The organism is uncultured Flavonifractor sp. (genome assembly GCF_944385615.1).
Lineage (GTDB): Bacteria > Bacillota > Clostridia > Oscillospirales > Oscillospiraceae > Flavonifractor.
In genome coordinates this window covers 81,258-94,056 of record NZ_CALWXV010000001.1, presented here as the reverse complement: position 1 = coordinate 94,056, position 12,799 = coordinate 81,258, and the positions used below count along the sequence as shown (strand labels likewise).

Below are 12,799 nucleotides of genomic sequence, written 5' to 3'. Positions count from 1 at the left end.
GATTCTGTCTCAACGACTGGTCCATTCCGCCGGCAGGCGCTCCAACCGGAGCTCCTTCAGCCGAGGGATGGCCAGCCGGGGCAGGCGGATGTCTCCCTCGGAATTCTGGTAACAGCCCGGATTGGGGGAGCGCAGGTCCACATCCCGGACCTGCAATACTCCGGGAATACTCTGGACCAAAGCGGCCACATCTCCAACCTGGAGGGTGGCGCCAATGCCGGCCTCTTCCAGATAGGTCCGCAGACCCGCCGCCAGAGCGGCCTCCGTTCCGTTCTCGCCCCCCCGCAGGGTGACCTGTACAAATAGGTCCACATAGACCGGTGGCACCACCTTCACCCGGGTACCGATGGGCCGCACCCCATCCAGTTGCCGCTGCACCGCCTCCAAAAAGCGCCGGTCGGGCAGGGGGCGCTCCCCCATCCCGGCGGGTACCACCACCACCGTCACGGTGGGCATCCGGCTCACCCCGGCGGGCTCGTCGGGATCGTAGGCGGGCAGGGCCTTGGCCGCCGCCACCCGCAGGCCGGGGGTCTCTCTGGCCAGCCGCTCATAGTCGGCGGCGGACACGCACTTGCGGGTGGTACTCAGCATCTGAAGCAGCCGGGCCTGGGCCTGAGCCACGCTCTCCCGGTTCCCACCGCCCACGGCGGCCCGGTTGGGAACCTTTTCTCCGCTGTCCACAAAGGATAGGTTATCCGTTCCGACGGGGATGTTGCCCCCCGCGCCGTAGGTTAAGGTCAAATCGGCCACCAGGATCGTGCCTTCCCCCCGGCAGGGCATCGCGCCATGCTCACCGTCGCCAAAGGTGATGGTCTCCCGTACCGGGTCATAGGTGAACACCCGGTCCCTGGGACCACAGGCATAGAAGTCCTCCACACACCGCCACAGGGCGGGCCGGATCTGGCCGTCCCGGTCCAGGGTGTCGCACAGCAGCACAAAGGAGTCGGTCAGGGCAGTCCTTCCCCCCAGGTCCAGAAAAAAGGTCTCCCCGGGCAGGCCCTTGGCATCAAACAGGAGCCGGCCGCTGTGGACCGGGTTCAGGCTGACCACCAGCAGGTTGTCCGCCCCATCCTGAACGGCGGCAGTGGTGTCTACCTGGAGCAGCCGCCCTTCGGTGGTGGCTACCGCCAGCCATTTGCCGGTCTGGGTCCAACGGTCCGCCGTACGGACAAAGACCGCCAGCTCCCCCTCCACCGCCTGGGCGTCGCTGAGGCACACCGTCCAGTCGGCCTGGGATTCCGCCCGGAACAGGTGGCTTTTGGCCCAGGTCTCCCGCTGGAGCGCGGGCCACCGTTTGGCCGACAGGCCGGACAGCCGCACGCTCTCCTCACATCCTGGATCGTCGAGGGTAAGCACCAGCCAGTACAGGCCGTCCGCCCCGGCGGGCCACACTCCCTGAGGCCGGAGGGTCACATAGCCGCTGACGCTGAGGGCGTGGGTGTCGTCCTGAAGCAGCTGGGTCCCCTCCGCCCCCTCGCACTGCCAGGAGATGACCCGTGGGGTCTGGTCCCGGTCGGCAAAGGGATTCCGGGGGGCACCGGCGGGGGTGGCCACGTCGAACCACAGCCGCAGATTCCCCTCCCCCAGCTGTGAAAAGCCGATGCGCAGGGACGAGGGGGTCTCCCCCTCCCCGCCAAAGGGCTGGAAGGTGATGCGCCGGTCTCTCAGCTGCTCCCCCACATTCACCAGCCGATCTCCCTGGGCCATCTGTACCTGGGCGATGACCGGCCGCTGGGCGGGCAGAGCCTCAGCCAGCTCAAAGCGGATACCCTCCCGGGTGACCAGGGGGGTGCCCTCCAGACAGGCCGGGCAGTCCTCCCCCAGCTCCAGGGCACACCGGGCGGGGGTGGCAGGTTGCCGGTGAATGCCCACCAGCTTGAGCAGTTTGCACCGCAGTTCGTCGGTGAACTGGTTCATGTGGTACTGCTGCATTTCCTTGTACCAGGCCATCAGCTCCAGGATGGTGATGCCCGGATCGTGGGCGTTGTGGTCCGTCCAAGACGGACACAGCCACGGAAGCCGGCCCTCTGCCGTCTTTACGATCTGCTCATAGGTCTGGTCATCCAGATTGCGGGCGTTCAGCACAGGCTCGGGCCTCCTTCTCTGTCTCGTTCACACATTGATTTTGCTTCCTTATTCCACCTGGATCAGGTGGATACCGCTCTTCACGGTAGCGTAGGGATAGGCATCGTCCTGCTCCAGAGGCACCACCCGCTGGACCCCCGCCTCATCAAAGCGGCCTTCCAGCAGGATGCTGCGCACCAGGCGCACATTGGGAGTATCCCGCACGGTCTGCCACACCTGGGCCACCCGCAGCTGACTGCCGATATCCCGCTCCCGCCAGCGGCCGTTGATGAGCTCCTCCAGCCGCTGGGCAATGGCCTGCTGGGTGACGGCGCTCTGGTCCAGGTCCTCCATCTCCACAGTAATGGTGCTGCTGACGGTGATAACGGTGGACCCCACCACATGGAGCCGTCCCTCCGCCGCCAGGACACAGTCGCATTGCTGGGAGAGCTGGTCATAGATCCGCTGGCACAGATCGTCGGTCACCCGGCGGCTGTCCAGATCGATGCCCTCCACCACCACGCTCACATGGCCGGGGGCGTAGGCTCCGGCGGCGTCCCGGCCGGGAAAGCACTTCACATGCCGGGCCTGGGGGAAGTCCTGGGTGACGATTTCCTCAAAATCCCGGGCACCGGCGGCCTTTTCCCGGTGGCGCAGGCGCTTGTTGCCGATGGCGTCCGCCTTTTCCAGGGGGAACCGGTCGGTGCCCCCGCTCATGGGGGTCAGGTTTTCCACCCGGCTGATCCGGGGCAGAGCCCCGATGAGCTGCCGCACCGCACCGGCGGGCCGGTTGCCCACACTGCCGCCGCCATAGGAGTAGCTTACCCGCAGATTTTCCTCCCCCTCCGACGGCACCCGGCCATGGATGCCGTTGCCGAAGGTGATGATCCCGGTATAGGGGTCCAGGCTGTAGCACCGCTCCTGAGGACCGGCCAAAGCCAGTTCGTCCCGGCGCTCCCAGCGCACCCAGCAGTGGGTGAGCACCCGGTCATCCCACTCCAGGGATACCCGGTCAGGCATGGCCTGTTTCAGGGCTTCCGCGTCGGCCACCGCCAGGCTGCGCACCTCGTCCACCCACACCTGGGTGTCCAGAACAGGGGTGTACAGCAGGGCAAGCTCCTTGTTGGCCTCATAAGGTCCGGTGGAGAACATCTGATCCTCCGCCTTCTGCCGCTGGACCGCTTCCACGATGTTCAGCCGGACGGCGTTCACCCGGGGCCAGCCCCCGCTGTTCTCCAGATAGGAGCTGCGGGAGAGCCGCAGCCAGCAGCCCTCCACACCGAAGAAGGTGTGCTGGGGCAAGGGTTTGGACAGGTAGAGGAGCATGACGCCGGGGTGAAGCAGGTTGCGGGTCAGATCCACCGAGCGCACCGGCTCAAACCGCTCCCCGGTCCAGGCCTCAAAGCGCAGCTTGTCTTCCAGCTTCACCCGCCCGGCCATATCAAAATAGATGGACAGGGGCATGGCGTGGGGAGAGCGTTGGAAGCAAAAATACATGGATCGGGGATACTCCTCCAGCCCCACCAGGGCGGGAAAGGAGAGGCGGTCCACCTGGGCGATGTCCTCCATCTGGACCACATCCCCGTTGTTCTCTCCCCGGCACCGGTCGGCGGGCAGGCCGTCGGTGTAATCCCAGATACAGTCAGCCCCCTTCAGGAAGGGAACCACCCAGCGGGGCGTCATGGAAAACTGGTTTTCCACATGGACCACCCGGGCCCGGATGAAGTAGCCTTCCTCCGCGTTGACCTCGCTCTTCTGCAAATCGGCTGGGATATCGAACACCACTTCCAGCCGCCCCTCCTGCTTACAGGAGAAGGGGTTGCGGCTGCCTGACACAGTCAGCGGCCGCCAGCCCATGCCGTTGAAGTACTCCCAGACCACCTGAGACACATACACGTCGTCAGGGGTAATGACCACCGCGTCCCGCTTGTCGATGATCCGCTGGTTGAACTGGTATTGAGGAGTCTGGTCCACCAGATTGGACACGATGGGAACTACCTCCAGGCGCAGGTTCACCCGGGCGCCCCGCTTGCGGAAAACCTGGTTAGACCGGAAATAGCACAGGCTGTAGGGGGTGGGACGGCGGCCAAAGCAGTAGCCCCCCTCCTCCAGATCCAGAGGGATATCTCCGTTGGCCACCCCGTCCACGGAGAGCCGCTCCATGGGACGGCTGCGCAGCTTAATCCCATCCAGGATGATGCTGCCGCTTCCAAAATTTCCGGTGCAGGAGAGGGAATAATGCCCCTCCTCGTCGGGCTCAAAAATCTCAGTGCCGGAGCAGGTCAACAGAATACGGTCGTCCTCCGCCTCCACCTTGGCAAAGGGCTTTTCTTCACCGCCGGAGCGGAAGGTCCACCGTCCCAGCTCCGGGTCGGCCAGCCGGGCGGCGGTCTCTCTGGCGGGATAGCCCCCCTCCTGGCGGAGTTCTACCTCCACCTGACAGGGACCTGCCAGGGCCAGTACGTCGTCCTGGCTGACGGAAAACCGGTGGCGCTGTAGATTCTCCCCCTCTACAGAGGTGAAGAAGGGCTGGGGCCGGTCCAGCGCCACCCGCTGGATCATCTCGTTTCGGGGATCCACATAGAAGAGAGCCTCCAGCTTGGCGGGGGTGGATTCGATCCGCCGCTCGGTCTCATAGACCACGTTCTCCCCCGCCTCGTCCTCAGTGAATACCTGGGTCCCCTCGGGAACGGGCACCGGGGCCTCCACCGTGTCATGGGCGTCAAATTGGAGCAAACCGGCGGCGGGCACCGGATCTGGCATTCGAAAGCCGGTGAGGTTGAGAAATTCGGTGTGGAGCTTGCTGGGTACCGAGTTCATCCGGTCCACGGTCTGGTAGAACATCTCGCCAAAGAGCTCCGCCAGGGCGGAACCGGGGTCGTCCTCCGCCCCCTCATACCGCCATTCCGGCGTGTAGGAGCTGGCGTGGGCTGCCAGCTGGGCCATGATATCCCCCCGGTCCCTGGGGTCCAAAACCGGCTGTTTCACTCCGCGCCGCCCCCTTCCGACCCCTCTGTCACATAGAAGGGATAGACGTGATTGTATCGGTTATTGGTGCTGCGCACCGTATAGCTCACATAAATGACCACTGAGCCGTCCCGCTGATTCATCTGCTCACAGTGGATCTCCACATCCCGAATACGGGGCTCCTGCTCCAGCAGAATGAGCCGCAGCTCGTGGGCGATGGAATGGAGCATGGAGCTGGAGGCCGGCATAAAGGCATAGTCCATGGTGTTGGCGCCAAACTCCGGCCGCATGACCCGCTCGCCCCGTCCGGTCCGCAGGATGATGCCAATAGCCTCCTTGATGTCCTCCTCCTGGTCTACCATGGCGATCTTACCCGTCTTGGGGTCCACCTGGAGCGGGAATTTCAGCCCGCGACCCAGAAACTCTTTTCCGTTCACCCGCTCCCCTCCTCTCCTGCGGTTTCGTCAGTTGATGTTGACCATGGCTCCCTTGATGGTGGTGGGGCCGGAGGCCTGTAGATTCATGGTGGCGTCGGCCTTGACCTCCACCGTCGCCCCCTGGACCGCCACCTTTGCGGTACCCTTTTCCTCGATGTTGGTGCTCTCCAGGGAGATCTTGCTGTTGGACTTTCCGGTCAGATTGCCCGAGGCCTCCAGCACCACGGAGGTATCCCCCGCCGACAGGGTCAGCTTGGTCTTTGCCTTCAGGGTGATATTGCCCCCCTTCAGGTCCATCTCCAAGGCGTTGTTCCCCTCCTTGTCCTTGAGGGCCACCGCCTGGTTTTCATCGTCGATGGACAGCACCGTGCCCGACGGCAGGGTGAGGGTCACCTTCTGCTTGTCCGGCTCGTCGTAAAACAGCAGCTCGGTACCGGTGGGGGTCTTGATGGTGTAGTTGTAGACCTTGCCCTCCTCAATGCGGTAGGGCGGGGTCACCTCGGTATTCCAGTAGGCCCCCAGCACAATGGGCCGCCTAGGGTCTCCCCCCAGATAGGCCAGCACCACCAGATCGTTAACGTTGGGAAAAAAGAACTGTCCGCAGTTCTTGCCTCCCAGGGGAGCCATAACGTAGCACCAGTCGGTTTCCTCATTCTCATTGTTTTCAATGGGAATACACTTGACCCGGTTAAGCTTTTCCTCGTCGTTGATGTTGGTCACCTTCGCCAGATAGAGACCGGTCCGCTGCATCCCATCGGACTCCTGAAAGATGTCCATGTCGCTCTGCAGTTCTTCTATAATGCCCATTCAGGTCCTGGCCCCCCTTGCGTAAAACTCGGTGTAATAGCCCTCCCGGCTGAACCGGTGGTTGACAGAAGCGATGTAATAGCTGCCCTCGGTCTGGGCGTCCACTCCCTTGATGGAGATGTAGCGGCCGGGGATCAGCTCGGGCAGGCCCACACACCGTCCCACCCCCTGGACCAGAGACATGGCCCGGGCGTTAAGCCTGCACTGGGCCAGGCGGGTACACTCCTCCTCGGTGCGGACACACTCGTTGTACTCCCGGCCCACCACGTTTTTGAAGGCGGGAGCCAGCTGTGCCGCCCATTTCTTGGAGGTATCCCCCACTGTCACCTGACTGGCGGTACCCACGATGCGTTTTTGGTTAATGTCCTTGCCCCGGACCTCGATCTTGCCCAGCTGGTGCTGAAGGCTGATCCGTTTGTGAAAGGACAGCAGCCCCGCCCCCAGGGTCAGGGTGATGATGGGGGAGGTATTGCCGATCAAGTCGCTGAAGATAAGCTCACCCTGGATATCCATCAGACTCAGATTGTACATCTTGCCCAGCTTCAACAAGTAGCCGTAGTCGCTGGTCAATTCCTTCACCAAGGGGGTAACCAGGTTGTCCAGATTGTCCACCGTGGAGCTTTTGGCGTACCCGGCGCTGATGACCTTGTTGAAGATCTCCTGGATAACCACCTTGGGCTTTTTATTTCCGTGATAAATGGGTTCATGACAGTTGGACAGGAAGGCCAGGCCATCCATGCCCCGCACCGCCAGCCGGGGCGGCCGGTCCCGGCTGTACTCCAGGTTGTACTCAAACACAAAGCCATAGAACAGCGGCTCCTGCTTCCCGTACCCTCCCGAGATCTCCAGCTTGGCTCCTACCTGGATGGTCTGTTCCAGCTTATTGATCCACTGGGATTTCTCATAGTCGTACAGGCTTTCCACGCTGAAGCTGGCGCTTCCGATCATATTCTCACTCAACTTGATATCCAGCTGGACAATGGGCATCTCCGTGCTGTCCAGGGTCTTGCCGTCCAGCTTGATGGTAAAGGCCGGGCCGCGGAAGTCCTCATATTTTTCACTCAGCGCCTGAAAGGTGTAGGAGCTCCTATCCATCGCCTCTTCCCTCCTCCGGTGGGGCGGTCTACTTTTTCAGTGCCGGCAGCACCAGCCGGGCCCCAGTCCGCAGGGTCCTGGGGTTAGCCAGGCCGTTGGCGTCGGCAATGGCCCGCCACTGCTCCGGCTGTCCATATTCCTTGGCGGACATGGACCACAGGGAATCCCCCTGGTACACCGTCCGGTACTTGGTGGTGTCGGGCGACTCCAACGGCCGGGGCAGATTGGCCTTCAGCGGCGCGATAAACTCTTGGAAGGTACAGTCCAGCCAGGCTCGCAGAGGCATCCCCTTTTCGTTGAACCGGACAAATTCCTGCGTACAGGAAATCAGATGGCCGGTGAACTGGAGGGAGGACCATTTCAGTTTGACCAGAGGCGGCACATGCTTGTCCGGGTCGATCTCCATCAGCCCGTATACCTTTTGGGTATAGGTGCGCACGTCGATCATCTTAGCCGCCGAGGGAAGCAGGCTGTTGCCCGCGAATTTCAGCTGGTCCATCATACTGCCGCCCACCTCCGCGCCGGCGGACATACTGTCGAAAAAGAGACGGAAGGACAGCACCTCCATGGTACCGCCGGCGAACTGTACCACCGGGGTATTGGTGGCCACACCGTTTGCCTGGGCGTAGCGGACGCTCCGGCTCTGATTGTAGCTGTTGGGGTTGTACAGCACTTTGAAAGCCTCTTTCCCCTCCGGCTCTATGGTCATCTTTTCCAGGGGGACGATGGCGTTGGGGTTTGGAATACCCAGATACATGGCTGTCTCTCCCTCCTCTCGTGGTTCTGTTTCAACTCTTTAAAATCCCAGTCGGATGCGCTCCTCCCGGATGCGGTCCTCCAGAATACGGTACACCCGGTCGGCAGTACGCTGGATCTCCGCCTCACTGATGTGGACCTGCTGGGGCCGTTTGGGCTCCTCCTGCCGCTTTTCCCGATGGTCCATAGGCGGGGCAGGTCGGTAATTGGGAGCGGTCCACTGGACCGTTTCCTCTCCCCCCTGTTGGGTGGAGATATTCCGGGCCACGCTCATCTCCTGGGTCCCGGCATGGCCGGACCAGCTTTCCTTCAAAAACCGCCGGGCCCAGTCGGGCAGGTTGCGTACATAATCCGATTCCCCCTGGCCGTCCGCTTTCTTGGATGTCTGAGCCGGTGCTTGTTCCGCCGGTTGCTGGCTTGGCCCATAGGTCAGTTCCACAGGCTGGCTGGCAGTCTCAGCCCGCCTGGCAGCAGACCGTCTCTGGATATTCCGGGGAGTCTCCCCCACCGGCTGGCCTGGAGAAGTCTGTCGTTCCTCCAAAGTCAGGGGCGGGAGCACACCAGCCGGGCCGGGCTCCTCCTCCGCTTCCGCTCCGAGGGGCGTATAGACTTTGGTAAACCGGCGGCCCACCCGGATATCCTCCGCAGCCACAGTGAGGGGTGATTCTCTTTGAACTCGCTCACCTGGGAGCTGTGGATGCTCCATACCAGCCGAAAACTGCTGTCCGGCGGGGGCCTCTCCCGTCCGCAGGGTCAGCTCCGGTCCCATCGGCATCGCTGTCGGGGATAGGCCGCCCTGGATGGGGCCTGAGGGTTGACTTTGCTGCGCCATCCGGGAGACAACGCTCGTTGGAGCTGTATCTGCCCCCCCGGCAAAGACAGGGGATTGGAGATTGGAACTTGTGGTTCTCTGAACGTGAGACAGTCGTTTTCCGGTTCGGATATCCCGGAGCGCAGCCGGGTGGTTCTGTTCGGTCCGTGAGATGCTCTTTTGCGCCTGCTGGACGGTAGGGGGTTGCGTTTCTTTTTCCTCCGTCCGGTGGGTCAATTCCACACCGGGGAGGGGGGCCGCTGTTGACGCCGGGGCTGGTTCGCTATCCGTTGGGTTGGCTGTCTCCGCCGACACTGTCCGAATATCCCGAGCGGTAACTGGCTGGCTATATTCTGCCGCCTGCCCCTTCTTCACAGGCTGGACTGGAGGCGTCTGGACTTCTTTCTCTTCCTCCATCCGGTGGGTCAGTTCCACGCCGGGGAGGGGGGCTGTTGTTGCCGCCGGGGCTGGTCCACTAGCCATTGGGCTGGTTTTCTCTGCCGACACTGTCCGAATATCACGGGCGGTGACCGGCTGGCTATGTTCTGCATTCCGCCCCCTCTCCACGGGCTGGACTGGAGGCGTTTGGGCTTCTTGCTCTTCCTCCGTTCGGTGGGTCAATTCCACACCGGGGAGAGGGGCCGTTGCCGTCGGAGTTGGTTCGCTAGCCGCCGGGCTAGCTGTCTCCGCCATTACCGTCCGAATATCTCGGGCAGTCACTGGCTGACTATACTCTGCCGTCTGGCCTTTCTCCTTGGGTTGGGCCAGAGGCGTTTGGGCTTCTTGCTCTTCCTCCGTCCGGTGGGTCAGTTCCACACTGGGGAGAGGGACCGTTATGGCCGCCAGGGCTGGTTCATTAACCGCTGGGCTGGCTGGCTCCGCCGTTACCGTCCGAATATCCCGGGCGGTGACCGGCTGGCTATGTTCTGCCTTCCGGCCCTTCTCCATGGGCTGGACCGGAGGTATTGGGGCTTCTTTTTCTTCCTCCGTCCGGTGAGTCAGTTCCACACCGGGGAGGTGGGCCGTTGTTGCCGGGACTGGTTCACTAACCGCTTGGCTGGCTGTCTCCGCTGTTACCATCCGAATATCTCGGGCGGTCACTGGCTGGCTATGTTCTGCATTCCGACCCTTCTCCACGGGCTGAACCGGAGACATTTGGTCTTCTTTCTCTTCCTCCGTCCGGTGTGTCAATTCCACACCGGGGAGGGGGGCCGTTGTCGCCGTCTGGGCTGGTTCACGATCCGGTTGGCCTGCTTTCTCTGCCGCCACCGTCCGAATATCCCGGGCTGTGACTGGCTGACTCTGTTCTGCCTTCCGCCTCTTCTCCATGGGTTGAACCGGAGGCGTTTGGACTTCTTTCTCTTCCTCCGTTCGGTGGGTCAGTTCCACGCTGGGGAGGTGGGCCGTTGTTGCCGCCGGGGCTGGTTTACCGTCTAGCTTTCCTGCTTTCTCTACCGTTACTGTCCGAATATCCCGGGCGGTCACCGGCTGGCTCTGCTCCGTCCGCTGGCCTGTCTGTAAAGGATGGGGCGCAGATATCTGCTGTTTTTTATCCCCTTCCGCCCCTTGGCGTGTCAATTGCTCCAACTGCCGGGCGGCGGTGTGTATGGCGTCTGACGCCTGGGCCTGCTTCTTGCCGGAAACAGGCTCTGATGTATGTAGGCTGCCGGTGGACTGCTCCCTATGGGCAGACCTTTCCGGCAGGTCATGTTCTTGGTTGGGGCCCATTTTTTGCACAATGGGCATGGTTTTAGTCTCTTTTTTGATGGTTTCTTCTGTTTGGGCGGCCTCTGTTCGGAGGACACGCTCCAGCCGCTCCGCTGTGCGCAGCAGCTGTACCGCGGCCTGCTGGCCGCTTTTTGTTGCCGTCTCCGTCCCAGCCTCCTCCTCCCGATGGGTGAGGTCCAGGGGTGTGGTGCTCCGTTCTGCCGGAACATTTCCCGGCACTGCGGACCACCCGGCGGTCTGACGGTCTGCCGTCTGAGGTACAGGAAAGGCTTTGCCCTCCTCCCGCAGAACGCGAAGGGTTTGGGAGAATACCGCTGCCTGACGGCCCAGTTGTCCCGGGCGGCCGGTCTTGGCTGGCATCGTCTCCGACGGCTGCCGGAGCAGCTGTTCTCCCCATGTTCCGTCCGGGCGCTGCACCCGGAGGATCTGATTTAAGATCTGGTAGATATTCTGCTGAATCTGTGTGGTGTGCTGCGGGGCCTGGGGCTTCTCCACCTCGGACTGCTCCGATGGAGCTGGCTTTATCACCGTTTCACGCAGGGTCTCCCGCCGCTGGAGAATCCGCTCCACAATGCGCTCCGTGGCCCGCTGCTGCTCGCTGCGGTTCTTCTCCTTCCGCAGCGCCTCCAGCACCAGCTTCAGGTCCACCTGAATCACCGGCCGCACTGGAGGAGAGGCAGGCTGATTCTCTCCCTCCTGCAACAGGTCCAGAGGCACCTGGGACCATTGTCCCTCCACCCGCTCCGCCCGGGCCAGCAGTTCCTCCGCAAAGGCCTGGGACAGCGCGCCGAAGGGGGACAGGGAAAGTCTCTCCTGAGAGAGCACGCCCATTTCGGGCTTAATGACTGCAATGGAATCCATCAGAAGCACCCGTTGTGGAGCAGCTCAATGCGGCTCACCGCCGCAGAGGCCTGGTTGCTGTTCAGCTGGGGGCCCACATATTTTTGCAGGTGGGCGCCCACCACGGTCCATATCCGCTGGGTGCTGCCATAGCTGTCCTTCAGGGTGATGGTCCCCGCCAGTGGGATGGACATTCCCTGGTTGACCATCGCCATCAGGATGGAGATACTGTCCAGGCTGGTGATAACCCCCCGCTCCAAAATCAGCAGCTGGGGCTTGACGTTCTGGAAGAAGTAGCGGGGGTAGCTGCTGCCGCCCTCGGCATAGACCTCATACTCCACTTCCATGTCCAGACCGCTCACTGAGGAAAATCCGCCCTGTAGGATTCCCCCCGTACCAATCAGGTTGACATCAAAATACGCGCCGGAGAGTCCCACACTGTTTCCTCCTTCCCGTCAAGGGATTCCGTTTCTTCTGTCTGACCGGCTCCAGCCTCAGGACTCCCGTTTGGGGGGCTTCCAAGGCGCTGCCGTCCGCTTGACGCCGGTGATGGCAAATGTGACGCTTTCGGTAAGCACCTCGCTGCGGCTGCCGTCCAGAGGGGCCAGCTCATATCCAATGGGCATGGCGTTTTGGAGGGTCCAGGTCACTCCCACGTCGCCGTGCTGGTTCAGGGTAATCACGTCGATGGTACGCAGCAGATTGTTTCCGGTGGGGCCGCTGTGGACGTCGGCGGAGGCGGAGAGAATCCAGTCCAGAAACTCGTTGTCACCCACCACGCCCTTGCTCAGGGTCACCGGCTCATAGGAGGTAAAGACCGGCGTATATTCCTTCACGCCCCGGCTGTCGTCACCAGCCCGGTTCTGAATGGTCTCCACCGACATTCGAATACCGGAGAACCGGCTGAAGGCCGCAGAGATCTGCTCGTCATTACCTACCCGGATCAGGAACCGGAAGGTCTGAATGGGCTCGGGATATACAATGGCCATTTCTCCCTCTCACCTGCCGTTTCATCGCAATTCAAAGGTCTTTTTCTCATCGCCGCTGAGCTTTTTGTTGATGGCGGACACCTCGCGGCACCAGCGCCGCCGCTCCCAATGGTCCAGGGCCATCAGGTCCTCATTGGACCAGTGCAGATAGTAGGCCAGAAACGCCATCTCCTGATAGAGGCGATCCTGGGGGTAGAGCGACACCCCCCGGGTGTGCTTCAGGGACAACGGGCTGCCCGGCTGACGGGGGATCTCCTGCCAGGCGTAGGGCTGCTCCCCCAGCTGCTCCGGCGGCCTGATCCGAC

At 62.3% G+C, this 12,799-nt stretch carries 10 protein-coding genes; all 10 read right to left on the bottom strand.

Annotated elements, in window-relative coordinates; all coding sequences use genetic code 11:
* Positions 1-9 precede the first annotated feature (9 nt).
* From Q0J75_RS00490 to Q0J75_RS00445, 10 genes are read right to left on the bottom strand one after another with little or no spacing between them, the layout of a single operon-like run.
* Positions 10-2,085 carry a putative baseplate assembly protein gene (locus Q0J75_RS00490; RefSeq protein ID WP_297195823.1) on the bottom strand — a complete coding sequence of 692 codons (2,076 nt, stop codon included), beginning with the start codon at positions 2,083-2,085 and terminating at the stop codon, positions 10-12.
* A gap of 48 nt (positions 2,086-2,133) precedes the next feature.
* The gene (locus Q0J75_RS00485; protein ID WP_297195822.1) at positions 2,134-5,052 is read right to left on the bottom strand and encodes a baseplate J/gp47 family protein; all 2,919 of its coding nucleotides are present in this window, start codon (positions 5,050-5,052) and stop codon (positions 2,134-2,136) included.
* Positions 5,049-5,468: a GPW/gp25 family protein gene (locus Q0J75_RS00480; RefSeq protein ID WP_297195821.1), complete on the bottom strand. Its 420-nt coding sequence runs from the start codon at positions 5,466-5,468 to the stop codon at positions 5,049-5,051. Before Q0J75_RS00480 ends, Q0J75_RS00485 begins: the two co-directional genes overlap by 4 nt.
* A gap of 27 nt (positions 5,469-5,495) precedes the next feature.
* Complete coding sequence (locus Q0J75_RS00475) at positions 5,496-6,275, bottom strand: phage baseplate assembly protein V (protein ID WP_297195820.1); 780 nt, start codon at positions 6,273-6,275, stop codon at positions 5,496-5,498.
* Positions 6,276-7,370, bottom strand: coding sequence for a phage late control D family protein (locus Q0J75_RS00470; protein WP_297195819.1), 1,095 nt, complete (start codon positions 7,368-7,370; stop codon positions 6,276-6,278).
* A gap of 28 nt (positions 7,371-7,398) precedes the next feature.
* Positions 7,399-8,127 (bottom strand): CIS tube protein, encoded by a 729-nt coding sequence (locus tag Q0J75_RS00465; protein WP_297195818.1) that lies wholly within the window; start codon positions 8,125-8,127, stop codon positions 7,399-7,401.
* Positions 8,128-8,166: 39 nt separating this feature from the next.
* The gene (locus tag Q0J75_RS00460) at positions 8,167-11,526 is read right to left on the bottom strand and encodes a hypothetical protein (protein ID WP_297195817.1); all 3,360 of its coding nucleotides are present in this window, start codon (positions 11,524-11,526) and stop codon (positions 8,167-8,169) included.
* Positions 11,526-11,942 (bottom strand): phage tail protein, encoded by a 417-nt coding sequence (locus tag Q0J75_RS00455; protein WP_297195816.1) that lies wholly within the window; start codon positions 11,940-11,942, stop codon positions 11,526-11,528. The genes Q0J75_RS00460 and Q0J75_RS00455 overlap by 1 nt, the downstream gene beginning before the upstream one ends.
* Positions 11,943-11,999: 57 nt before the next feature.
* A complete protein-coding gene (locus Q0J75_RS00450) occupies positions 12,000-12,494 on the bottom strand; it encodes a phage tail protein (protein WP_297195815.1) in 495 nt (164 codons plus the stop codon).
* Positions 12,495-12,515: 21 nt separating this feature from the next.
* Positions 12,516-12,722, bottom strand: a complete 207-nt coding sequence (locus Q0J75_RS00445; protein ID WP_297195814.1) for a DUF6760 family protein — start codon at positions 12,720-12,722, stop codon at positions 12,516-12,518.
* Between the last annotated feature and the right edge of the window lie 77 nt (positions 12,723-12,799).

Excerpts from the sequence above, each read along its gene's own strand:
- Q0J75_RS00475 (WP_297195820.1), bottom strand. The coding sequence starts at position 6,275 with ATGGGCATTATAGAAGAACTGCAGAGCGACATGGACATCTTTCAGGAG.
- Q0J75_RS00470 (WP_297195819.1), bottom strand. The coding sequence starts at position 7,370 with ATGGATAGGAGCTCCTACACCTTTCAGGCGCTGAGTGAAAAATATGAG.
- Q0J75_RS00465 (WP_297195818.1), bottom strand. The coding sequence starts at position 8,127 with ATGTATCTGGGTATTCCAAACCCCAACGCCATCGTCCCCCTGGAAAAG.
- Q0J75_RS00460 (WP_297195817.1), bottom strand. The coding sequence starts at position 11,526 with ATGGATTCCATTGCAGTCATTAAGCCCGAAATGGGCGTGCTCTCTCAG.
- Q0J75_RS00450 (WP_297195815.1), bottom strand. The coding sequence starts at position 12,494 with ATGGCCATTGTATATCCCGAGCCCATTCAGACCTTCCGGTTCCTGATC.